Here is a 23,861-nt window from a genome sequence, read left to right on the forward strand (position 1 = left end):
GAGGTGGGCTCCCATTCTTTCAAAGGCTTTCTGTAACGCTCGTTTTTATTGTATCACCCTCAACTTTTATCCCACCGTTGTCAGATGTTCCAACAACACTTACTGGCTGACTTTGAGCAAAAATATAGTATTTATCACCTTTCTCATCAGTAACAGAAACATACATGTCCTCAGGTTTCATGACATCATTCCTTTTTTACATAATAGTTCTCTTTGTATGTTAAAAGTCCTTTTTGAAAAACAAAAAACCCTTCTGATCTAGAGAGGGTGTTACTTAATTGAAGGAAGTTCACTACTAATAAGTCCTTTAGCTTCTGCAATAGTCTCTTTAAATGTAACTCCTATACATTTAATTTCGAGTTCTCCTTTTTTGGCAGTTACTGTAACTGTATTTTCATCTGCATAAATATGATAAGTAACGCCATCATCAATAAATCCCAATGGCTCATATTTCATTAAAACATACCTCTTTCCTATAATATGTAATTATATTAACAAAAAATAGGTAAAAAAGTCCCGTTATTTGCTCAGGTAAAAGTTTAAAAGTTCCTCACACTTATTCCTAATCCTTGGATTAAAATAATTATGCTGCTCATCATAACCTTTGTAATGGAACTCATACATGGTAAATGATTCATCATGTCCAATCTGGCTTACTCTCATATTTCCTTTTCTCATCTTGTTTTTTACTTCTTTCAAATCACGCTGAACGTTCTTTATTGTATTTTCCATCAAGGTAATATAAGGCTGTTTAATCTTAAACGGGGACCTTTCAATGATCTTTAAATCTCTTTCAAGGATGATAATAATCATCGGTAAGTATATAGCTTGCTCTAGTACATCACGATCAGCTTCATTAATCCTAGTCATGTTGTTAAACCCTTTCGACTGATATCACTTCATCAATGTGGAATTTTAAGATTCTTAAATTGTTCGTTTCCAAGTGAATGCACATATTAATATGATCGATTTTATCGACAATGCCCTCAAAGGTTTTTGTGGACCCATCAACCCAAATGGTCATTTTGATTGTAAGGGTGTAGTTTAATGATTCCATCGTTATTATCTGTATTTCCTCAAGTTCTTGCTCATCTAATTCTGGCTTTTTTACTTTTTCGTATTCGGCTGGTATCTTCTTAAGTAATTCAGTATGTTCGCTCATAAAGAACCCTTGCCATTTCATTTTTCCGCGGTCACGAATCATAAACTACATCTCCTTTTTTAATATTATATGCGAACTTTTGTTCTTAATTCAATTGAAATCGAACAAAAGTTCGTATAAAATAATGGTAAGGGAGGGCTAATCGATGAAAGGTTTACTTATTAGAGGAGTTAACAATAAAGAAGAATTAGAAATGATTTATCTGGATAACAAGGGAGATATCAGCCAGAGAAGAATTAAAATTTTGGCCGTTTACGAAGATTACTTTCGTGCATATTGTTTTACCAAGAGACAGCAGCGCACTTTTAAGGTAAGTAATGTCTTATCGATTGGTCCAGTCAGGATAGTAAGGAGAGGAGCTTAATCATGGGAGTGAAAATGCCGAAGAAGTCAAAACCACAAAGACCTTCAAGGGATGAATTTGAATTAGAAGAGCTGGGAAATGCAGTAGTTGAAGCGCATAGGGAGAAAACTGAAGTCTTAATATTGTTGTGGCAAAGAGATCCTGTACAAGGGAAAATTGTTAAACTTGATGGTCAATCTCAATTAATACATATTGAAAGTAATTATGAAACGATAAAGGTTAAATTTATAGATATATTATCGATACAGAGCGCACCTCAATGAGAGAGCGCTTTTTTGTTTGAAAAGTATATCACACATTTTTGCATGTTTATTAAAAGTGTTAGAGCACGGACTGGTATTCAGAATGGAGCGCTCGGGTATGCGCTTATACAAATTATGCAGATGCTGTTGAAGGATTTGAAGGAGCTTGGAGGTGCGATTTAGTGATGAAAAAACCAAAAAAAATCTATTCCGACCCCAAACCGACCCCAAATAAGAATTTATATATGGATTTATAAAACACAAAAACAAAAATAAAAGGTCGATAACCCCTTTAATACCAAGGGTTATCGACCTTTTATAATTAGCGTCCCAGATAGGAATCGAACCTACGACCTACAGCTTAGGAGGCTGTTGCTCTATCCTGCTGAGCTACTGGGACATATATTGTTTTTTTCTTTTGACAATATAAAATTATATACCTATATAAATAAACGGTCAATAATAAAGCCTTTGAAAATTTTTAATGATTTTTATGGTTTTAAAATAATGGGGAAAGAGCGCCCATAGATGTATAAATTATAAAAGGCAGTAGTTACATAGCAATGTAACTACTGCCTTACCTATTTAACCAATTCGGTATTTTCTACGATAATATCGAAAGATCGTTCTAATCTGTCTCTTTAGTTGTTTAAACCGTGCAGTGCTTAACTCAATCAGCGGCTGAGTCACTGCGGTGACCCATTTGCTTGATAATAGCAAAGTAAGCACTAAGGCGAGTCCTGCTAACAAGAGAAAACTTCTTGCATCATTGAAGAAATCCTGCACTTCACTTTCTCTAAATACTCGTACGAAAAACCCGTGAAGAAGATAAACGTATAATGTGTTTTTACCTAGCTTTGTAAATGAATAATGTCTATTAGGCACAAAGGCAAAGAAACATGCCATCATCATCAAACTGAGTAAATAGAAACCTAATCTAGTTAACATGGACGAAATAGATGCATCATCAACGACGGAATATGGCTTTGACCCAAGTAACCATTCATAGTTGATGTTTGGATTAAAGTAGAATAACACAAAGACAGCTACAAAAATACCAATCGCACCGATGCGAACCGATGGTCTAAATAAAACTTGGAAATGCTCTTTCTTCATTAAATAACCTAGTAAGAAGAATGGGAAAAACACAAAAGTTCTAGATAAGCTCAAATAGTTTGTAACCCAATCAGCATATCCTACAGCTAGCCCAATCGCAAAAGAGAGGATAATGGCTACACTAGGTTTGAATTTGGCAAATATCAATAACAATAGATGCCAGAAAAATAAAGAAATTAAGAACCATAGCGACCAATGTGGATTAAGCGGATCCACGTTAAAGGCTGCACCTTGATGTAAGAAATAATAAAAGACCGAATAGATTAGTTGGAAAATAAGGTATGGCAAAATCAATTTTTTAGCTATTTTTTGAATATATCCCTTTTGATAATACCCTTTTGCAAAAAAGCCTGAAACTAATATAAATGCAGGCATATGAAATGTATAAATCACTTTGTAAAGCGTATAAATTGTTTCACTATCTTCAATAAAAGAGCGAATCAAATGTCCGAATACCACAAAGAAAATAAGAATAAACTTTGCGTTATCAAAAAAGTAATCACGCTGTCTCATAAATCCTCCTTTATTAAAGACCCCCTAAAACATCACTTATTATATACCCATTATGTAAGAAAATAAATCAATTCAAACATGTGAACGAGTGGATAAAAATCCAAAACATGGACATGTAAAGGTAATATGGCATTGAAATGTATAGGTATATATAACTATTTTTAGTTAAAATACTACTTCAATATCCCCTTTTTATCGATTATAATGTTAGCAGAATCTAGTATAATAGAATCATTATTGTTAAAAGGGATACATTTTTTTAAAAGGAGGAATTATATTGAAATTACTGAAAAAATGGCGTTTAAAACAAAGTAGCATCCCCTTTTTAAATGCGATGTTAATACGGGTGTCCAAGTCAGATAAATGGAGAAAGTTAAAAATCGGTCAAAAGTATGGGGTAGCTTTGTGGCTTACTTTAGGCGTATTCACTATATCAACGATTTTGTCTTTTATTATGCTTGTCTACAGTACCTTTAAACTTAATGAAGCAGAGAAGGCAAGTGAAAGAGCGCTAGAAATCGCTGATATAGGCACAGATTTCTACTTAAAAGGCGGGACAATTGGGAATTATATTATTGATTCTAATCCAAAACATTTAAATACATATGAAGATTTAGAAACAGACATAAAGAATAAACAACAAGAAATACAAGCAATGATCCAATCGGAAACAGCACAGGAAATGTTTGTTAAAATCAATGAATATGATAAAGAAGTAAATCAATTATTTTATGATGAAATCGCACCAAATGTGAAGTTACAACATGTACGCGAATACCGCTTAGGGAAGTTGCAGGTGGATAATTACATCGAGCAAACAATGAATACATTAGATGAACTAACATCTATTATTAAGGAAGAGCAGGAATCTGCCATTAACCAAGCGAGTTGGATGATGATCGTTTCAATTGTTATCTTAGTACTGTCACTAGTACTATCAGCAATTTTCGGATTTTTTAGTCATAAAATCGTGAATAAACAATTAGCTTATCGTCTTACAAAGGTTGTGACAGCTTCAAAGGAAATAACAAAAGGAAACTTAAAAGCTAGTGATATTCATTCGAATAATCAGGATGAAATTACAGAAATCGCAGACGCTTTTAACCAAATGAAACACCAGTTGCGCCAAATGATTCAAGAAATGCTTACAGTTTCACAAAGTTTAAATGAGAGAAGTGTTCACCTTGGTGCCGTTTCATCTGAAGTCGCAGCTGCTAGTCAAGAAATATCGGCGACAATGGAGGAATTATCGGGAGGAGCAGAAGAGCAAGCAAGTGCAAGTGCGGATTTATCAAAAATTATGGAAGATTACTTATTTAAAGTGGAGAATGCAGAAACGAAAAGTGTTTCTATGCGTGAAGCAGCCTCAAATGTGAAGAATATGACATTAGCAGGAAATGAATTGATGGAAAATTCTAAAGAGCAAATGAATAGGATAGATGAAATAATTAATGATTCGATGCATCGAGTGAAAGGGTTAGATCAAGAAACGAAACAAGTAAATAAGTTAATATCTGTGATACATGAAATCGCTAACCAAACGAATTTATTGGCATTAAATGCGGCGATTGAAGCTGCGAGAGCAGGAGAGCATGGCAAGGGCTTTGCTGTTGTTGCGGAGGAAGTAAGAAAACTTGCTGAAAAAGTCTCCTATTCAATAAGTGATATCACTTCAATCGTCAATAAAATTCAGTCAGAGTCTGTTGGAGTCGTAGAATCGTTACAAGCCGGCTATGAGCAAGTAGAGATTGGTAGTAATAAAATTCATCAAACAGCGAATACCTTCCAAAGTATATCAACTGCCATCACTGATATCCATGGAGATATCGAACATATTTCATCAAGTATGGTAGAAATGCTAGATAATTCAGTTGGGATGAGCGAATCTATAGAAAATATCGCTGCGGTTTCTCAACAATCAGCAGCTGCAGTAGAAGAGACGAGTAATTCTGTTACACATACAAATGATTCAATGGAAAACATTCAGCTATATGTACAAAAGTTAGTTGAAATGGCTAATACATTAAGTAAACTTATAGAAAAATTTAAACTATAATGGGGAAAACAAGTATTCTGCTAGTTTAAGCGGGTACTTGTTTTTTTATTATGAATAAAAAGGATTATGGCGATTTTTGTAGAATAACCTCGTGGTAGAATAATTTGTTTTAGGGGGTAAGGTAGTTTGCCAACATCGAATAGTTCTTTTGAAAGACAAAAGTTGTTAGAAAAGCTCTCAAATGATGAAGGAATCTATTCAGAGCTCTTTATGGAAGCCATAGATGGAATCATCCTATGGGAGGATGGTGGTAATATTGTACATGCGAATGAATCAGCGTGTCGAATATTTGAAACTTCATATAATGAAATTACAAAATGTAAGATTGAAGATTTTGTTGTCGATAAAGATAAAAAGTACAAGGAAATCCTAAATGTATTATATAAAAGAGGGGCAATAAGAGATGAAATTCTATTCTTTATGCCTAACGGACAATCTAAGATTTTAGAATTTACAATGAAATTACAATCTTACACTGGTTTTCATATGGGTATTTTTCGTAATGTGAGTGAGCGAAACCAAATGGAACAAGAGTTAAGAAAGAGTGAATTGAAGTTTAGAAGAGTATTCGAGGGTACACTTGAAGGTATCATTTTATGGGATAACGAGGGAGTGGTACAAGACGTTAACCCTTCTGGAGAGAAAATTTTAGGGGCAAGTCGTGAAGAATTAATCGGAAAGTCGTTAAAACATATGATGGCTAGATTTTCTGGGAATTTAGATGAAATGAGAGAGATCATCACACAAATAACAATGAACGGTTCTTATGAAGGAAGGATACAACTACAAGGTAAGGGAAATGAAAATAAATTATTTGAGTATTTAGTTAACTATAATTTGTTTTCAGAGTTTACAATTTCTACATTTAAGGATATAACGGATAAAGTCGAAATGGAAGAAAGATTAAGAAAGTCTGATACACTGAATGTATTAGGACAACTTGCTGCAGGTATTGCTCATGAGGTGCGCAATCCAATGACTGCAGTAAAAGGATTTATACAATTGCTTGAGAACTCATTAAAAAAAGAATCTGATCATGATATGTATTTTAATATTATTTCAACGGAACTCGCAAGAATCGATTCTATTATTAATGAATTTCTTTTTTTAGCAAAACCACAGGCCGTGAGATATATGGAGAATGACATAATTAACATTATGCGCGAAACGGTTAAGTTATTAAATGCTCAGGCCCTACTGAATAATATCCAATTCCGTACTTATTATGAATATGGTTTACCAAAAATGATGTGCGAAGGAAACCAACTAAAAAAAGTTTTTATAAATATTATAAAGAATGCAATTGAAGTAATGCCGGATGGTGGATATATCACAATTACCATTAAACGTCTTGAGGATCAAACTGTAAGAATTTCAATTCAGGATGAAGGTGGAGGAATACCACAGGATAAGTTAGAAAAGCTAGGACAGCCATTTTATACTACAAAAGAAAGGGGAAATGGTCTTGGATTAATGGTTTCATATAAGATTGTTGATGAACATAATGGGGCAGTACAAGTGGAAAGTAGTGAGGGAGTAGGAACAACTTTTCATATTATTCTTCCTATGAATAATTAATTTTTTTAAAATATAAGTAGGAAGAATGTAATTTATGTTTCAAAATTAGATATATATCTAATTAGATATATGTTAAAATGGATTTATTCATAACTGTTGTTAAGAAAAGGAGTGAAGGATTATGCAATTAAACCGCATTGTTGCATTTCATAAAACCATGGGCGATCCAACGAGAATAAGAATTGTTTATTTGTTATCAAAAGGGCCATTACACGGACAAGCAATAGCAGGAAAGTTAGGATTAACACCACCAACGATTACACATCACCTTCATAAATTAAGGGATATTAATTTAGTTTATACAAGAAGAGAAAAAAATACGGTCTATTATTATTTAAACGAAAAGATTATTCTTCATCAAGCTGTTACATTAGAGAAAATCATTAGCCAAAAGGAGGAGTTAGAAGAAATGGAGCAAGACAACGCATATAGAAAGAAAGTACTAGACGCTTTTATTCAAACTGATGGAAAATTAAAATCTATTCCTGCTCAAAGAAAGAAAAAGCTTATCATTTTTGAACATATGGTAAAAGGGTTGAAAAAAGGTGTGAAATATGAAGAGAAAGAGATAAATGAATATATTAAAAATTTTCATGATGACTTTGCCACGATTAGAAGGGAATTTATTACGAATCAATATATGTATCGTGAGAATGGGATCTATGAAGTAAATCCACCAGAAATGTGGGCGAAAATAGAATAGTAGTAGTTGGCCTACTTTAGACGGCAAAATCCACTGTTGTGAGTGCTGGTTGGCCAAGTATAAAAGAAGCTGCGAACCTAATTTGGCTCTAAAAAATACGAGCAAATGCTGACAGATATATAACAGTATTTGCTCGTATTTGATTTTAGCTAGTCATGTATTTCTTGAAAATATTAATAAAATTCAGGTTTGCGATCATCGAAAACAGGGATGGTTTTCCTGACACGATCAACCTCCGAAAGATCAATCGTCGCTGTGACAATCTCTTCTTTTTCCGTACCACTTTCGAGAACTTCCCCCCAAGGATCAATGATCATCGAATGTCCAGCGAATCTATTATTAGGATCCTGCCCTACACGGTTACAAGCAATCACATAACATTGGTTTTCAATCGCTCTTGCCCTTAATAATGTTTGCCAATGATCGACTCTTGGTTTTGGCCATTCTGCTACAACAAAAATAGCTTTGGTCCCGTTTAATGTATGTGCTCGAAACCATTCCGGGAAACGAATATCGTAACAAATCATACCGGCTACTTTCTCACCATTAATATTAAAGCTGCCTTTTTCTTCTCCCGCAGATAAAAATTTATGTTCATCCATTAATTTAAATAAGTGCATTTTATGATATTCTTGTAGCAATTCTCCGTTTTTATCAACTGAAATCATCGTATTAAAGTATTCCTTATCACGCTTAGTAGCAACTGATCCGCCTACGATATGGACTTGATATTTTTTTGCTAAGTTTTTTAAGAATTCAATTGTTTTTTCACCTTTAACATCAGCAGTGGACGACAAATTTTCTAGATCATATCCAGTTGTCCACATTTCTGGTAGGACAATAATATCTGGATATGGTTGAACTTCACAAGCTTCCTTTACTTTTATTTCTACATGCTTATAGTTTTCTTCAGGATGGCCAAATTGTATATCCATCTGTATACAAGCAATATGTAATTTCATCGTTAAAACTCCCTTATTTCAATCTTATTTATACTTTAAATATATACGATTTTTAAAAAGTTTACTACTGTTAATGATTTTAAGTACTTGTCGAAAAGTAATGCAAACTATTCTCAGAAAGTGTCGAATCATGTTGATATAAAAAAAGATTGTCTTATTTTGCGAATCTATTTACTTTTATAAAAATTCTTGTAATAATTTCTCAAGTAGACAAAAAATAATCGAAAGCAGGACAAATTTAGGAGGAGAAAAGTTGAAGTTAAATCAAAGGGAATTATTGGACAAGATTCAAATGAAAAGAGAAATTATGATGAAATGTGCGTGGAAAGTAGGTATTAATGACAAATTAACTATCCAGCATAGTCAGGAACTAGACATGCTTATATATGAATATCAGAAGGCAAAAATAAACTCCGAGCCCCGTAGGACCCGAGAATTTAAGTTAAATATTAAACAATACCATGTAAATATAAAAACAAAAGCTGTATGAAATTAAAAAAGGTCAATTAATAAGATCATGAAAAGTAAACCAATGATAAAAGAATAGGTAGATGTTCTTTCATGACCATCTCCATGGCTCTCTGGGATTAATTCCTTATAAATAATAAATAGCATGGCTCCTGCGGCAAATGAGAGCCCATAAGGGACAAGTGAAGCAACATAAGAGGTTAAATAAAATCCTAATAAGCCTGTGAAAATTTCAATTGTACCTGTTAAAGTGGCAACAATAAATACTTTAAGTCTACTAATTTTTTGGTTGACCAAAAATAAAGCAACTAAGAATCCTTCAGGTGCATTTTGCAAACCAATGGCAAATGCAATTAAATTACCAGTGTCTCCTCCGTTTTCGGACGCATAACTAACACCAACAGAAAGTCCTTCTGGAATGTTATGAAGTGTAATAGCAGCAACAATTAACATCGCTTTTTCATCAAATTCAATCCCTTTTTTGTTATGAGCGATGTCAATATGTGGAATGTTTTTTTCTAGCAATGTTAAAGTTAAAACCCCTAGAAAAATTCCTACGACTAATGGTAAAAACCCTCCTGCATTTAATGCCTCTGGAATAAGACTCATTGTTGAAGCAGCCATCATAATACCTGCAGTAAATGCGAGTAATATATCACGCCATTTATGTGTCATCGATTGGCCAATAAACAAAATAATCAATGCACCAAGTCCTGTAGACATAGCTGAAAGGATTGTTCCATATAGCACTTCTGTCATTTTATAAATCACCTCTTTAGAATCATCCCTGATTTTTATCAATAAGATGCAGTAATCATTTAGCCTAGTATATGCATAATTAAGGAAAGAGGTCATATAAAAAATGTGACCTCTTCTTTAATGTCAATTATGAATAGTAACTAACATTCATTAATCATTCATTCCATTCAGCAATTTTTTGATCTGATGGTAATGATAGGGTGAGGAACCCGATTAAAGGAAGTAACCCAGTGAACATCATCGTCTGGTTTATACCAACCCAGTCACTTAAATAACCTAATGCAATCGATCCAATTGCACCCATTCCAAATGCAAATCCAACTGTTAAGCCAGACATCATACCGATTTTACCAGGTACTAATTCTTGTGCATAGACAACTGTTACAGAAAAGCTAAGCATCAGTATAAAGCCTGTAAGTGCCAAAAATACAAACGCAATACTAGCTGGCACAAATGGAATGAGTATGGAAAATGGACAAGATAGGGCCAATGATAAAAATATAACTGTCTTACGTCCAAATTTATCTGCTAAAGGTCCTCCGAAGAAGGTACCAATAGCACCAGCTAATAAAAATACAAATAGCATTGTTTGTGCGCCGCTGATAGAGAATTCATAATTCTCAATTGCGTAAAAGGCATAAAAGTTTGTCATCCCAGAAACATACCAAGATCGGGCAAAAATAAGAATGAGCACAATAGCTAATGCTATTTTTACTGATTTAGTAAGTGGTTTATGTGCAGCTACCTTTTTCTTTGCCTTTTTATTAGCTGCTTGCAATCTTAGATTTTTAGCATACCAAATGGCAATATAGGCGAGAAAACAAACAGCTAAAAAAGCGGCAATAGTAAACCATAAAGCTCCTTTTTGTCCAAAAGGAACGAGTACCAAGGCGGTAATTAATGGGGCTAGCGATTGACCGCTATTTCCACCAACTTGATAAATGGATTGGGCTAATCCTCTTCTTGGACCAGCGGCCATGTAAGCAACTCTTGAGCCCTCAGGATGAAAAATAGCAGATCCTAATCCTATAAATATGACGGAAATGATAATCCATTCATACTTAGGCGCAAAAGCCAATCCAATGATACCGAATAAAGTAATGGTTAACCCAATGGGTAAGGCAAAAGGCATTGGTTTTTTGTCTGTCATGTTGCCAATAACAGGTTGAAGAACAGACGAAACAATATTTAATGCAAATGCAATCATTCCTAATTGGGTGAAACTTAGTCCCATTGATCTTTCTAAAATAGGGAACATTGCGGGGATTATCGCCTGAATGGCGTCATTTAGCAAATGACAAAGCCCAATAATAAATAAAATACGATAGCTAGTATTTCCTTGTTTAGGAAGGGCTTTAAGAGAAATAGCTTGGCTCATTGGAAGGACTCCTTTTATGTAATAATAATTCAATATACGAAATAATTATTGGAGTTAAATGAACAAAAATCAAGTCTTTCTTTAAAAAAATTGAAATATTCTAAAAGACATCCTTTTCAGTTACCATTTGTACTTCTATCCTCAAACATTAGTTGTATGTGAAATACAACTATTTTTCATCCTTTTTTATTTCTTATTGCTTGAAAGACTACGTATGTTAGAACTTAGTCGAATCCTATGACATTTAGCTATCATATAAAAAACAAAAAGTAGGAAATGGAAAAAATATAGGTTAATTCCTTTTTTATTAGCCTTTCCAGCAGAAGGAAACATATCCATCTTATAAGGGAAGCAAATCTTTTATAAGGCTTCCCTTATGATTGATATGTTTATGAATCAAATGAATGAGAATCTAGCGGTAAAATGATCGTCACAACTGTACCGTTAGAAGCACTACTTTCGATTGTGATTTCTCCCTTATTTGCTTCGACAATCCTTTTGCATACAACAAGTCCAAGACCTGTACCATAATCTTTAGAAGTGTAAAAAGGTTCAAAGATTCTGTCCATCTCTTTCTTTGGTATACCTACTCCAGTATCCTTAATGGTGAGATAACAATGATGAGCGCTTGTTGTGAGAGATATAGACAAATATCCATTACTACTCATTGACTCAAGAGCATTTTTGGCGATATTTAAAAACACTTGCTTCATTTGATCTTTGTTGCAATATATTCCTACGGGTTCTTCTGGTAAAGAATCTTCATAGTGGATATTGGCTAAGTTGGCTTCAGATTTAATAAGTGGTTCTAGTTCACGTATAATGTCTTGTACATAAATATGTTCTTTCTTTTCAATTGTCGGTTTCCCAAGAATAAGAAACTCACTAACGATTTCATTGATACGACTGATTTCATTATTTATAATAGAGAAATAATACTGATCTTCTTCTTGTTTATGTTTCTCTGATAATAATTGGATTAAACCTTTCACACCAGTAAGTGGATTCCTGATTTCATGGGCTGTACTTGCAGCTAAATTTCCGACTAGCTCTAGTTTCTGTATTTCATTTTCTTTCTCAGCATTTTTGGCATGTTTTTTTAACATGAAATATTTTATAAAGAAAAAGAAAATATGAAGTAATATAAAAAGGGGAAAGAAGAAGATTGCTGTACGCTTAAGTAAATTACCGCTAGCGACATCTGACACACTCACTTCAATATTCCAAGGTAGACGATCAATTGGTAAAGTATAAACTTGATCATTCTTACCTATACCACCATTCATATTCATTATTTGCTTACCACTAGAGTTCGTAATGGAGATGGAAGCATCAGGAGTAAGCATCCTCATAATATTTTGCATGTAATCTACTCTTAAATGTGCACCTACAATTCTTTCTAGTTGGAAATTAACATCGAGAATAGGGTTTGCAATCCCGATGACCTGTTGTTCAGGTGTTAATGTTTCCACTTCTTCGGATATAATTAAATCATTCGTGCGCATAATTTCTTGGATATACGGATCATTATTAAAGTCATGATCCTTTAATAATTCTGATGTTCCTGTTTCGAAGGTACCTGTTGCGTCAAGGAGAAACATACTGCCATATCTCATGTCAGTTAATTGTGTGCTTCTTACTACTTCACGAACAGTTTCCATATCATTTTGAGCGTCAATTGATAATGCTAAAATATCTAATGTGGTAACTGTTTCAGAGATGAATTGATCCCAGTTTTTTTGATGAATGGTTGCAATCCACTTTGCGTCATTTAATCTTTCTGTTTCATCACGGTCTGTTACATAATGATAAATAGTAAGCATTCCTAGAATAGACGGCATAATAACTATAATTACATATAGGAAATAATTATTCTTTCTTTTCATTTTCTTTTTCTTCTCCATAAAATCGGATCCATGAGTATTTTTAGTAAAAATATAGAAATTGACAGTATGCTGTTCGTTACTTATAATTAGTTTGAATTCAATAATCTCTATTTTAAATTATTTTAGGAGGATTGGAGACATGACAGAATCTAGCCAATCACTCAAACTATATATTGTGCTTTCAAGAGCGAATAGAGCGATTAATGAAATTGTTAATCGTAAAATTCAAACCTATGGATTAAATCCAACTGAATTTGCTGTACTAGAATTACTATATCATAAAGGTAATCAACCTTTACAGCAAATAGGTGGTAAAATTTTGCTTGCTAGTGGAAGTATTACGTATGTAGTTGACAAATTAGAAAGTAAAGGGTATTTGCGAAGAGTTGCATGCCCGAATGATCGAAGAGTGACTTATGCTGAAATATCGGAAGATGGTAAGGCGTTTATTGAAGACGTATTTCCAGGCCACGAAGAGTATATTCATGAATTAATGAGTGAATTAGATGCAGAAGAAAAAGAGACAGCTATAAAATTAATAAAAAAACTCGGGTTATCTATTAGTAATCGATAAAAACGGTTCATACAGAATCGTTTTTTTCTTTTATTATAGAGTTGTGAACTTTAGTGAAGTAATTCTATGTTAAAAGAAAATTGAAAATTTCTAATTAAATTTAATCATTGTTGGTCGCTACTTAAGTCCTGAGCATAATTTAATAATAAATATGCAGGATTTTATAATCTATTATAGAAAGAGTTAACTTGCTTAAAATTTTTTTCTTCATGAAAAACATACAAATTAGCGATTATTACTTGGAGGTGTAGGGAATGAAATTTCCTGAATATGAATACAAAAGGCCGCAAATGGACAAAGCAAAAGTTCAATTTGATGCTGCACTACTGGCATTTAAACAAGCAAAAACAGCTGAGGAACAAATAGAAGCGATGAAAAAGATTAATCGTATACGAAATAAATTGTATACGATGTTAAATTTGGTTATGATCAGGCATTCGATTGATACGAATGATCAATTTTATCAACAAGAACAAGATTATACAGATGAGATAGGCCCAGAGATAGAAGGACTTAGTACACAATTTTACGAAGCACTAGTGCAATCTAAGTTTCGCGAAGAGCTCGAAAACAAATGGGGCAAACAGTTATTTGCTTTAGCTGATAGTGAATTGAAAACTTTCAAGCCGGTAATTGTACCATTACTACAAAAGGAAAATAAACTGACAAGTGATTATAATAAGTTGATCGCTTCCGCAAAAATAAATTTTGATGGCAAAGAATTAACATTAGCGCAGCTAGATCCATACATAGAATCGAAAGACCGCCAACTAAGGAAAGAAGCGAGTGCGGCTAAGTTCCAATTTTTGGCGGATAACGAACATAAACTAGACCAAATCTATGATGACTTAGTTAAAATAAGAACAGAGATTGCTCATCAATTAGGGTATGAAAACTTTGTTGAACTAGGGTATTATCGAATGCTTAGAATTGGATATGATGCCAATATGGTTGCAAAGTTTAGAAAACAAGTGGAAGAGTTTATTGTCCCGATGGTCGCTAAATTAAAAGAAAGACAGCGCGTAAGAATTGACGTGGATTCATTAAAGTATTTTGATGAACCGTTTAATTTTCTTTCTGGCAATCCAATGCCTAAAGGCTCTTCCGATTGGATTATTAATAAAGGGCAAACGATGTATCAAGAACTTTCACCAGAGACAGGCGAATTTTTTGATTTCATGATTGATAATGAATTAATGGACTTACTCGCGAAGAAGGGGAAAGAAAGTGGAGGCTATTGTACATTTATTGAGGATTACCAAGCACCATTTATCTTCTCTAATTTTAATGGGACATCAGGGGATATTGATGTTTTAACACATGAAGCAGGTCACGCTTTTCAAGTTTACGCAAGCAAAGGTTTTGAGATTCCTGAATATATATGGCCAACACATGAAGCGGCAGAGATACATTCAATGAGTATGGAGTTTTTCACTTGGCCATGGATGGATACGTTTTTTAAAGAAGATGGAGACAAATATCGCTTTGCCCATTTAAGCAGTGCCCTAATTTTCTTGCCTTATGGCGTAGCTGTTGATGAATTTCAGCATTGGGTTTATGAAAACTATCAAGCTACTCCAGCGGAAAGAAAAGCAGCATGGAGAAAGATTGAGAAAAAGTATATGCCTTATAAAGATTATGAAGACAACGAGTATCTAGAAAGAGGCGGTTATTGGCAAAGACAGGGCCATATTTATAGCTCGCCATTTTATTATATAGATTACACGTTAGCGCAAATTTGTGCCTTTCAATTTTGGCAAAAATCACAAGAGAACCATGAAGAAGCTTGGAATGATTATCTTCATTTATGTAAACTTGGCGGTAGCCAATCATTTACAGGATTAGTATCTGAAGCAAATCTGATTTCTCCTTTTGAAGATGGTTGTGTAGAATCCGTTGTTGGATCAATTGAGAAGTGGCTGAATCAAGTCGATGATAAAAAACTTTAAAGAATGATGTGGAAAAAAGGAGAGGCAACAAACCTCTCCTTTTTTGATGAAATTATCCTTTTATCGAATGACAATCATATCTTCTTTTAAAACTGCGGTTAATTCGCTTTGTTCTTCCTCATCAATAATTTTGTCTGCAATCTTATCTTCTAATTGTTCCTGAATGACCCTTCTGAGAGGGCGGGCACCGAATGCAGGGTGATAACCTAATTGTGCCAATTTTGCTTTTACCTCATCTGTCACACTTAGGTGTATATTAGATTGTGCTAAGATTAAATTCAATTCTTCTAATAGTAAATCAGTGATAATAAGAAGATGCTCTTTGGTTAATGATTTAAATTCAACAATATTGTCAACTCTGTTTAGAAATTCAGGTTTAAAGAATTGTCCTAATGAGTCGAGTATACTTGCTTCATTCCAAGCGTTGTTATCCGTTGCAAAGCCGACTTGGACTTCTTTTGTTTGAACACCGGCGTTACTTGTCATAATAATAACGGTTTCGTTAAAGTGTACAGTCCTACCTTGACTATCTGTTAAGCGACCATCTTCAAGTATTTGTAGAAAAAGGTGCTGCACATCGGGATGTGCTTTTTCAATCTCATCTAATAGGATAATGCTATACGGATTTCTACGTACTTTCTCTGTTAATTGTCCTGCTTCTTCATGACCAACATATCCTGGAGGAGAACCAATAATTTTCGCTACACTATGTTTTTCCATATATTCACTCATATCAAGTCTTATCATAGATTCTTTTGTACCGAATAATTCTTCAGATAATGTTTTCGTTAATTCTGTTTTACCAACACCTGTTGGTCCGACAAATAAAAACGATCCGATAGGTCGATGTTTAGATTTAAGACCTGCACGACTTCTTCTAATAGCTTTTGCTACTTTTTCGACTGCTACTTCTTGGCCAATAACTTTACGGTTTAGATTTTCTTGTAAATGTTTCATCTTAGATTGTTCATCTGTCATTAATTTTCCGATTGGTATACCGGTTTTATCTTCAATGATTTTTTGGATATGTTCGACTTCTACTTTCGCTCTTTCTCTTGTGTTTGAACCAAGAGCCTTCTCCAATTCTGTTTCTTTATCTCTTAATTGAGCTGCTTCTTCATACCTTTCTTCTTTAAGCAACTGTTCTTTTTGCTTTGCTATTTCTTTTAAACGCAATTCAATATCCTCATCAGATGAAACACCTAATGTTAGGTTTAATTTTGAGCCAGCTTCATCCATAAGGTCAATTGCTTTATCTGGTAAGAAGCGGTCTTGAATATATCTTGACGATAGTTCTACACAAGCTGTGATGGCTTCCTCTGTATAAATAACATCATGGAAGCTTTCATAATTGTCTTTTAATCCTTCGAGGATATGTCTTGCTTCCTCTAAACTTGGTTCTTTGACGTGAACTGGTTGGAATCGTCTTTCTAATGCTGCATCTTTTTCTATTTTTCTATATTCAGAAAGAGTAGTTGCCCCAATTAATTGCATCTCACCACGTGCTAGTGCAGGTTTTAAAATATTGCTAGCATCCATTGATCCTTCAGCTGAACCCGCACCAACTAATAAATGGATTTCATCAATAAAAAGGATTATGTTTTTTCGTGTTTGTACTTCATTTATTAGTTGTTTCATTCTTTCTTCAAATTGACCTCTAATACCTGTATTCGAAACAAGGGAGGCCACATCTAACAAGTAAACTTCTTTATTGAGTAATTTCTTTGGTACATCACTATTAGCTATTTTTAGTGCAAACCCCTCAGCGATAGCTGTTTTCCCCACACCGGGTTCACCGATTAATACTGGATTGTTTTTACTTCGTCTATTTAGTATTTCAATTACTCGTGCTATTTCTTTATCTCGACCAATCACGGGATCAATGAGACCCGCTCTAGCCATTTGCGTTAAGTTTTTAGCGAATTGATCAATGAATCCACCACTACCACTTTGTTTTCTTTGAGATGGTTCATTCGGTTGTTGACTTTGATGATGAGTATTTTGCTCATTTGTCAATTGTTTAAAAAGATCATCGAATGGTATAAAACCTGAGAAACCATTCATCGTCGGACCAAAGGCAGGAAGAGATTGTTTTTCATTCTCGTAACAGCTTTGACAAAGACGAATGGTTGTCTCCTTACCATTAATCGCATATCTCATATTGACATTCGCTTCATTTTGTTTGCATGCTTGACATTTCATTAAAGTTTCCTCCTTTTGACTTTGACTAACTTTGACCTTATGAATACAGTATACTTTGACCTTATTTGACTTTCAAGTATTTTGATTATCTTTTTTATTAAAATTAGAAAAAAGGTATTCCGTAAGAAAAAGCTCGTCTTTGTTTGTCCTTCTTTACATATATTGTGGAGAAGGAGGAGATCGACTTGACGAAAATTAATTGGGGAGCTTCCTTTCAAATCGCAGCAGTTTATGTAGGGACTGTTGTTGGCGCAGGGTTTGCAACTGGGAGGGAAATCGTCGAATTCTTTTCGAGATTTGGTTTTATTGGTTTAATTGGGATTTTAATGAGTGGATATATATTTGTGTTTTTAGGATCAAAACTAATGATCATTGCTGCAAAAATAAATGCAAGATCTTTTCAAGAGTTAAATACACATTTGTTTGGAAAGCATTTTGGTTTAATTATCAATGGATTAATGCTCATCATGTTATTAGGTGTCTGTGCTGTTATGCTTTCAGGTGCAGGTGCTGTGTTTGAAGAACAACTAGGGTTATCTAAATCAATTGGTGTGGTATTTACAATTGCTTTATCAATTATAACAATGCTTGTAGGTATAAAAGGATTATTTGCCGTAAACGTTGTTGTCGTTCCTATGATGATCAGTTTTAGTTTCATCTTATTGTTTTTCTCTATTCAACAGCCTTTCTTTTTAGAAAATATTTTATATATTCCTTTTGCTGAGGATGGTTGGAAATCAGTTGTATCTCCATTTACGTATGCCGCATTTAATTTAATGTTAGCGCAAGCTGTGTTAGTTCCAGTTGCTTCGGATATTAAAGATATACATACGATTAAATGGGGAGGATATTTTGGTGGGATTGCACTAACAATGATTTTAGTTTCTAGTCATTTGTCATTGGTGAATATTCCTAATTTAGAAAGTTATGAAATCCCTATGGCAGCTATTATGAAGTCACTTGCGTCTTCAATATATTGGATATTCGTATTTGTTATTTATGGTGAAATATTTACTTCAGTAATTGGAAACGTTTTTGGAGTGGAAAGGCAAATTCGGCAATATTTTAATATTCCTACGGTTGTAACAGTGATTGGGATTTTTACCATCTGCTATTTCGGTTCATTCATTGAATATGGAGAACTGCTTTCCTATTTATATCCTTTATTTGGTTATATTAGTTTAACATTTATCATCTTATTATGGATGAAAAAAGAGACTGACAGCTAGGACAGTCTCTTTTTTTATTAATTTGTATGAATCGTTTTTGCCATTTCTATAAAAGCATCTTTATAGTTAGTATCTTCATTCTTATTAAATAAAGTCAGCTTTACTTGGGCTGAATCATTGTGGATAATAAATGCCGTTACTGTATCGGTTTCAGATGAAGCTTCCATCATAACAGCATCTTTGAAAAAGTCATCTTGAGGAAGAGAAGGATGCTCTACTTCTTCGTTAACAGATTGAAGTTGGATCATTGTATTCTCCTCAAGTTGTTTCATGTCTACTTCTTCAGGAAGTACCTCAATTCGCATAAACACCTCAGATTGATCATTTAAATGAAGGATATCTTTATTTGGTTCCTCTGCAGTTAAGGTGAAATCAGGTAAAACATGTAAAGAAAACGCTTGATTGTCACTTTCTTTAAGAAAAGCAGTTTCTTCTTTTGTTTCACCGTCTATTTCATATGATAAATTTTCCTCCATCACGCGAATTTCATTTTCACTTTTTTGGCTATCTTCTTTGTTTTCATTTTGATTTTGATCTTCATCTTCATCTACTTCTTCATTTGGTGGATTACTATTATTATTTTCACCATTGCCATTGTCTGTTTCTGATGTTCCGCATGCTGCTAATAGAAAGATAGCTAAGGGAACAGTTAACAATTTTAAAAAGTTCTTCAAAACAAATTTCCTCCCTAAGTTACGTGATCAAAGCATTAGACGAGAAATGCTGCGTACTTGTTACAATTTTCCTCTAATAATTTTGGATGGAGCTAATAGCTAAGAAATAGTAAATATATGCTTACGACTATTTTACAAAATCTTTCTGGTTATACTAGAGGAAAGAATACAAAAAGGAGCAAGGAAAATATAATATGTGAAGTGATAAGTAAAACAATGCTTCTTTTCCAAAGGTAAATGGTTCCCCAATATAATCCTGCTATTAATGCTGCCAGTACCAGAGCCCATGAGCCTGAATAAAACTGTACAGAAGCAAAAAGAATAGAAGAGATGCCAACAGCAAGAAAACCATTGGTATAGTTCATTACCCTCTTTTGTACAAATCCACGCCAGAAAATTTCTTCACCTGGAGCGAAAAGAACTATTAATAACAAATACTGCCATATATTCTTAGCTCCATAATAACTATAGAGCTTTGCAACAGGTTCTGTGATCGAAAGGCCAATAAAACTTAATCCTGTATAACCTAACCAAAAAATGCCATATAGAAAAACCCCTGATAAAGTACCCCATAATAAGTTTTGGGTAAAGGTTTCTTGATGATCTAGTTCTATACTTATAATGGCAAAACTAATAAGAAATAACATGGTGGCACTAAAGATATACCAGAAGATTGATTTGTCCTCAAATGTGAAATACATTAGTACATGTGCAAGGACGATCCCGACAATTAAGCGAATGTCAGGTGAATTCTTACGCATTTCATATAACCCCTTTCATGCAAGCCAATCATTATTCTATCAAAAAAGCAGTAAAAAAAATATGATTATCTCATTTGAGGATTATATTTATGACGAATATATGTCAAAGAGAAAGAAAAGGTTGAGTATATAGGTAGAACTGGAGTAGAGAGATGGTATGGGTGATAACTATATATTCTGTCTGAAGGAACTAGATGTTAGCATCGCAACTTTCATTGATGTAGGAGTAGCAGAAACAAAAAAATCCAAACAAATCTGAATTCTTATGAAGGAATTCACTTTGTTCGGACTTTTCTTTTTAATGAAATGTCGATTATTTTATAGTTATTTCTCGGATTTATATTAATTTTCTTGGACAATTTTATAGTTTTTATGATTTACTACTGTCCTGTGTTCTAATTCTAAATCTCTGTAGTTTTCCATATAGCTCAAGTCAACGATGACGGAGTTCTCATTTACTTTTTCGACAATGCCTCTTAAGCCATCTCTAAATTCAATAATGTTTCCAACTTCAGCTTTTTTCACATAAATTGCCCCTTTTCTTTCCAAATTTTTTGTTAATAACCATTTTGCACTAAAACTGTTTATTCGTAAAGGAATTTACACTAATAATACGAAAAATACAAACCCTTTTGTGTGACGCGTCTACATTTTCCACCTTTGCTGTCATCCATAGTTCTTACGTTGATTTATAGATATAACCTAAATCTATTTGATTCTCTTTAAAAGAGCGCATTTTTTTTATAAAATAGAAGGAAGCAGAGGTGAATAATATGGATGCATCATCAATAGATGAAATCATAAACAAATTAAAGAACAAAGAGATTGAAGAGTACTATGTGAAAAAAGAAGATTTTTTAACTTTTCGCTCCGTCATTGTAAAAAGGGAAGATTTTAAATACATTAGAGGAATTGCACAAAGAGGTGGGGATGTTATTTATCAATATTTAACTGAACCTAGAAGTTAAAAAAGGTTTGTTTTTTATACATGTGATATAGTAAAAGAATCCTAAAAAATATGTTATTCTAATGGATATCTATATTACATATAAGAGTGATGAAAAAGGAGATCGATGAAAATGATAGAGAAAAAATTTATTGTAACTTCACCAACAGGAATTCATGCTAGACCAGCCACACAATTGGTGCAAACAGCGAGCAGATTTACTTCAGATATTCAATTAGAGTATAAAGAGAGAAAAGTAAATCTAAAATCGATTATGGGTGTAATGGCATTAGCAGCTGGCAAAGGTGCGGAAATTACTATTATCGTTGATGGTAACGATGAAGAGGCAGCTATTGAACAACTTGCTACAATGCTTAAAGAAGAAGGTCTTGCGGAATAATGGCTTTCTTACAAGGGATACCTGCATCAGAAGGAATCGCTATTGCAAAAGCTTTTCGCTTTGAGCCAATTGATGTGAAGATCGAGTGTAAAAAGGTCGAAAACAGTACGATAGAAGTTAACCTTTTTTATGAAGCACTCGAAAAAACCGTTGATGAACTAAAGCAAATTAAAGAGCATGCGAGTACCGAGGCAGGAATTGAAAATGCTACAATTTTTGATGCACATCTTCTTGTTTTGAGGGATCCGGAATTAATTGAACCAGTGATAGATCGGATAATGAAGAAACAGTATAATGCAGAATTTGCTGTGAAAGAAATAACCGATCACTATATTCATTTATTATTACAAACTGAGAACGAGTATTTAAAAGAAAGAGCAGCAGACATTAAAGATGTTGCCAATCGATTGCAGGCACATCTTTTAGGGATACCTGTTTTTGACCCAGCCATGGTGACGGAAAATGTAATTATTGTATCCGAGGATTTAACACCATCAGACGCAGCACTTTTGAATCCTAGCAAAGTGAAAGGGGCAGTGACAAATGTGGGAGGTAAAACCTCTCACGCTGCCTTCATTGCCCAATCACTTAATATTCCCTCTGTTGTGGGTACAAAAACGGCCTTAGGTGATATCGAGAATGGTGATGTACTTGTCGTTGATGGGTATACTGGTATCGTTCATATTAACCCGACGCCTGAATTGATTGAAGAATATGAAAAGAAACAGGAACAGACTTTAAGAGATTTGTCCGAACTATCTTGGTTAGCAAAAGAAAGAACGATTTCACTCGATGAGCAATATTTCTCTATTGTTGGAAATATCGGTAGTATGGAGGAAGCAAAAGGGGTTATCGAGCATGGGGGAGAAGGAATCGGCTTATTTAGAACCGAGTTTCTTTTTATGGAAAAAAAGCAATTACCGACTGAGGAAGAACAATTTCACGTTTATAAATCGGTTCTAGAGTCTATGGATGGCAAACCGGTAGTTGTTCGAACTATTGATATCGGTGGCGATAAAGAACTGCCATATCTAAAATTATCAAAAGAAATGAACCCTTTTTTAGGCCTACGAGGAATACGCTTCTGTTTAGGTGAACAATCAATTCTACGGACACAGTTACGCGCATTAATAAGGGCAAGTGCGTTTGGAACATTAAAGATTATGTTTCCTATGGTTGCTGTAATTGAAGAGTTTAGACAAGGCAAGCTTATGTTCAAAGAAGAATGTGAGAAACTGATAGAAGAAGGGGTAGAGATTGGTCATATAGAACTTGGTATGATGGTCGAAATTCCAGCTACGGCACTAATGATTGAGGCATTTGCAAAAGAAGTTGACTTTATCAGTATTGGTACAAATGATCTCATTCAGTATACATTGGCTGCCGATCGATCTAATGAGCAGGTTTCGTATTTATATCAACCTTACCACCCTGCTATTTTACGACTCATCAAAAATGTCATTGATGCTGCCCATAAAGAAGGGAAATCCGTCAGTATTTGCGGTGATATGGCGGGCAATGAGGTCGCAATACCATTATTAGTGGGAATGGGCTTAGATGAGTTCTCTGTTCACTCAGCAGCCATTATTAAGACCAGAGCGCATATACGTAAGTTAAATAAGGCAGAGATTGAGAAAAAAATAGATATTCTCCTTAATTTGCCGAATGCTGTTGAAATTGAATCGGCACTAGAGAATTTTTTCTATAAAAAGTTATAAAAAATGGTTTAGGTTCTGACTGATGCGGGTAATTCTTAAATATGCACTTAAGAAAACCTTAAGTCAGCTAAATCATTCTCATTTTCCCCTTATTAGCTAGCCGATTGGCTAGCTTTTCTTTTGTTCTAAATATGGTGTATTAGGGTAATTATGTGAGGATATTTTTTATCTCGTTCAATAAGAGTATATGGTAGATAAAAAAACCGAACAAAGGTATTGTT

Annotated in this window: 24 protein-coding genes and 1 tRNA gene; 11 read left to right on the forward strand and 14 right to left on the reverse strand. The window is 34.0% G+C overall.

All coding sequences use genetic code 11. The annotated features are described in order from the left end of the window. Nucleotides 1-19: 19 nt before the first annotated feature. The 4 genes from MKX67_RS09035 to MKX67_RS09050 all read right to left on the reverse strand — a co-directional run bounded on the left by MKX67_RS09035 (nucleotide 20) and on the right by MKX67_RS09050 (nucleotide 1,204). Nucleotides 20-181 carry a hypothetical protein gene (locus MKX67_RS09035; RefSeq protein WP_342489185.1) on the reverse strand — a complete coding sequence of 54 codons (162 nt, stop codon included), beginning with the start codon at nucleotides 179-181 and terminating at the stop codon, nucleotides 20-22. Nucleotides 182-270: 89 nt separating this feature from the next. Next, a complete protein-coding gene (locus MKX67_RS09040; protein ID WP_342489186.1) occupies nucleotides 271-456 on the reverse strand; it encodes a hypothetical protein in 186 nt (61 codons plus the stop codon). Nucleotides 457-519: 63 nt separating this feature from the next. Then, complete coding sequence (locus tag MKX67_RS09045; RefSeq protein ID WP_342489187.1) at nucleotides 520-870, reverse strand: hypothetical protein; 351 nt, start codon at nucleotides 868-870, stop codon at nucleotides 520-522. 4 nt (nucleotides 871-874) lie between these two features. Further along, on the reverse strand, nucleotides 875-1,204 hold the full coding sequence (locus tag MKX67_RS09050) for a YolD-like family protein (protein WP_342489188.1): 330 nt from the start codon (nucleotides 1,202-1,204) through the stop codon (nucleotides 875-877). Nucleotides 1,205-1,307: 103 nt separating this feature from the next. On the opposite strand from MKX67_RS09050, the gene MKX67_RS09055 reads away from it, so the two are divergent. Together MKX67_RS09055 and MKX67_RS09060 are read left to right on the forward strand one after the other, a co-directional pair. Further along, complete coding sequence (locus tag MKX67_RS09055; protein WP_341050642.1) at nucleotides 1,308-1,526, forward strand: hypothetical protein; 219 nt, start codon at nucleotides 1,308-1,310, stop codon at nucleotides 1,524-1,526. A gap of 2 nt (nucleotides 1,527-1,528) precedes the next feature. Continuing rightward, a complete protein-coding gene (locus MKX67_RS09060; RefSeq protein ID WP_341050645.1) occupies nucleotides 1,529-1,789 on the forward strand; it encodes a YolD-like family protein in 261 nt (86 codons plus the stop codon). Nucleotides 1,790-2,094: 305 nt separating this feature from the next. Here MKX67_RS09060 and MKX67_RS09065 read toward each other — a convergent pair. Together MKX67_RS09065 and MKX67_RS09070 are read right to left on the reverse strand one after the other, a co-directional pair. Beyond that, nucleotides 2,095-2,168 (reverse strand) — tRNA-Arg (locus tag MKX67_RS09065). Between the two features lie 185 nt (nucleotides 2,169-2,353). Next, a complete protein-coding gene (locus tag MKX67_RS09070; protein ID WP_095369725.1) occupies nucleotides 2,354-3,397 on the reverse strand; it encodes an acyltransferase family protein in 1,044 nt (347 codons plus the stop codon). Nucleotides 3,398-3,674: 277 nt separating this feature from the next. On the opposite strand from MKX67_RS09070, the gene MKX67_RS09075 reads away from it, so the two are divergent. From MKX67_RS09075 to MKX67_RS09085, 3 genes are all read left to right on the forward strand, one after another. Next, nucleotides 3,675-5,453, forward strand: a complete 1,779-nt coding sequence (locus tag MKX67_RS09075; RefSeq protein ID WP_095369724.1) for a methyl-accepting chemotaxis protein — start codon at nucleotides 3,675-3,677, stop codon at nucleotides 5,451-5,453. A 126-nt stretch (nucleotides 5,454-5,579) separates the two neighbouring features. Further along, complete coding sequence (locus MKX67_RS09080; protein WP_095369723.1) at nucleotides 5,580-7,031, forward strand: ATP-binding protein; 1,452 nt, start codon at nucleotides 5,580-5,582, stop codon at nucleotides 7,029-7,031. A 121-nt stretch (nucleotides 7,032-7,152) separates the two neighbouring features. After that, the gene (locus MKX67_RS09085) at nucleotides 7,153-7,734 is read left to right on the forward strand and encodes a metalloregulator ArsR/SmtB family transcription factor (RefSeq protein WP_224937820.1); all 582 of its coding nucleotides are present in this window, start codon (nucleotides 7,153-7,155) and stop codon (nucleotides 7,732-7,734) included. 173 nt (nucleotides 7,735-7,907) lie between these two features. Here MKX67_RS09085 and MKX67_RS09090 read toward each other — a convergent pair whose 3' ends face one another. The 4 genes from MKX67_RS09090 to MKX67_RS09105 form a co-directional block, all read right to left on the reverse strand. Continuing rightward, the gene (locus MKX67_RS09090) at nucleotides 7,908-8,696 is read right to left on the reverse strand and encodes a carbon-nitrogen family hydrolase (RefSeq protein WP_095369721.1); all 789 of its coding nucleotides are present in this window, start codon (nucleotides 8,694-8,696) and stop codon (nucleotides 7,908-7,910) included. Between the two features lie 492 nt (nucleotides 8,697-9,188). After that, on the reverse strand, nucleotides 9,189-9,923 hold the full coding sequence (locus MKX67_RS09095) for a ZIP family metal transporter (RefSeq protein ID WP_342489190.1): 735 nt from the start codon (nucleotides 9,921-9,923) through the stop codon (nucleotides 9,189-9,191). Between the two features lie 154 nt (nucleotides 9,924-10,077). After that, nucleotides 10,078-11,301 (reverse strand): MFS transporter, encoded by a 1,224-nt coding sequence (locus MKX67_RS09100; protein ID WP_095369718.1) that lies wholly within the window; start codon nucleotides 11,299-11,301, stop codon nucleotides 10,078-10,080. 389 nt (nucleotides 11,302-11,690) lie between these two features. Further along, entirely contained in the window at nucleotides 11,691-13,187 is a 1,497-nt protein-coding gene (locus MKX67_RS09105; protein WP_095369717.1) for an ATP-binding protein, read from the reverse strand. Between the two features lie 139 nt (nucleotides 13,188-13,326). Here MKX67_RS09105 and MKX67_RS09110 point away from each other — a divergent pair, with 139 nt between their 5' ends. Both MKX67_RS09110 and MKX67_RS09115 read left to right on the forward strand, forming a co-directional pair. Further along, complete coding sequence (locus MKX67_RS09110; protein WP_095369716.1) at nucleotides 13,327-13,761, forward strand: MarR family transcriptional regulator; 435 nt, start codon at nucleotides 13,327-13,329, stop codon at nucleotides 13,759-13,761. A gap of 254 nt (nucleotides 13,762-14,015) precedes the next feature. Then, a complete protein-coding gene (locus tag MKX67_RS09115; protein WP_340974331.1) occupies nucleotides 14,016-15,710 on the forward strand; it encodes a M3 family oligoendopeptidase in 1,695 nt (564 codons plus the stop codon). Nucleotides 15,711-15,770: 60 nt separating this feature from the next. Here the strand turns inward: MKX67_RS09115 and MKX67_RS09120 are convergent, their stop codons facing one another. After that, nucleotides 15,771-17,912: an AAA family ATPase gene (locus MKX67_RS09120; protein ID WP_328197227.1), complete on the reverse strand. Its 2,142-nt coding sequence runs from the start codon at nucleotides 17,910-17,912 to the stop codon at nucleotides 15,771-15,773. A gap of 185 nt (nucleotides 17,913-18,097) precedes the next feature. Here MKX67_RS09120 and MKX67_RS09125 point away from each other — a divergent pair, with 185 nt between their 5' ends. Beyond that, on the forward strand, nucleotides 18,098-19,141 hold the full coding sequence (locus tag MKX67_RS09125; RefSeq protein ID WP_233435265.1) for a hypothetical protein: 1,044 nt from the start codon (nucleotides 18,098-18,100) through the stop codon (nucleotides 19,139-19,141). 17 nt (nucleotides 19,142-19,158) lie between these two features. Here the strand turns inward: MKX67_RS09125 and MKX67_RS09130 are convergent, their stop codons facing one another. From MKX67_RS09130 to MKX67_RS09140, 3 genes are all read right to left on the reverse strand, one after another. Beyond that, the gene (locus MKX67_RS09130; protein ID WP_328197229.1) at nucleotides 19,159-19,815 is read right to left on the reverse strand and encodes a hypothetical protein; all 657 of its coding nucleotides are present in this window, start codon (nucleotides 19,813-19,815) and stop codon (nucleotides 19,159-19,161) included. A gap of 149 nt (nucleotides 19,816-19,964) precedes the next feature. Continuing rightward, on the reverse strand, nucleotides 19,965-20,576 hold the full coding sequence (locus tag MKX67_RS09135) for a type II CAAX endopeptidase family protein (protein ID WP_307314702.1): 612 nt from the start codon (nucleotides 20,574-20,576) through the stop codon (nucleotides 19,965-19,967). A gap of 342 nt (nucleotides 20,577-20,918) precedes the next feature. Next, nucleotides 20,919-21,101: a DUF2187 family protein gene (locus tag MKX67_RS09140; RefSeq protein ID WP_095369711.1), complete on the reverse strand. Its 183-nt coding sequence runs from the start codon at nucleotides 21,099-21,101 to the stop codon at nucleotides 20,919-20,921. Nucleotides 21,102-21,349: 248 nt separating this feature from the next. Here MKX67_RS09140 and MKX67_RS09145 point away from each other — a divergent pair, with 248 nt between their 5' ends. From MKX67_RS09145 to ptsP, 3 genes are all read left to right on the forward strand, one after another. Next, nucleotides 21,350-21,544 (forward strand): hypothetical protein, encoded by a 195-nt coding sequence (locus MKX67_RS09145; protein ID WP_307314814.1) that lies wholly within the window; start codon nucleotides 21,350-21,352, stop codon nucleotides 21,542-21,544. A 111-nt stretch (nucleotides 21,545-21,655) separates the two neighbouring features. Further along, a complete protein-coding gene (locus MKX67_RS09150) occupies nucleotides 21,656-21,922 on the forward strand; it encodes a phosphocarrier protein HPr (protein WP_095369710.1) in 267 nt (88 codons plus the stop codon). Then, on the forward strand, nucleotides 21,919-23,640 hold the full coding sequence (ptsP, locus tag MKX67_RS09155) for a phosphoenolpyruvate--protein phosphotransferase (protein WP_307314813.1): 1,722 nt from the start codon (nucleotides 21,919-21,921) through the stop codon (nucleotides 23,638-23,640). Before MKX67_RS09150 ends, ptsP begins: the two co-directional genes overlap by 4 nt. Nucleotides 23,641-23,861: the final 221 nt, after the last annotated feature.

Source organism: Cytobacillus sp. FSL W7-1323 (genome assembly GCF_038595015.1).
In the GTDB taxonomy this organism is placed as follows: Bacteria; Bacillota; Bacilli; order Bacillales; family Cytobacillaceae; genus Cytobacillus; species Cytobacillus kochii.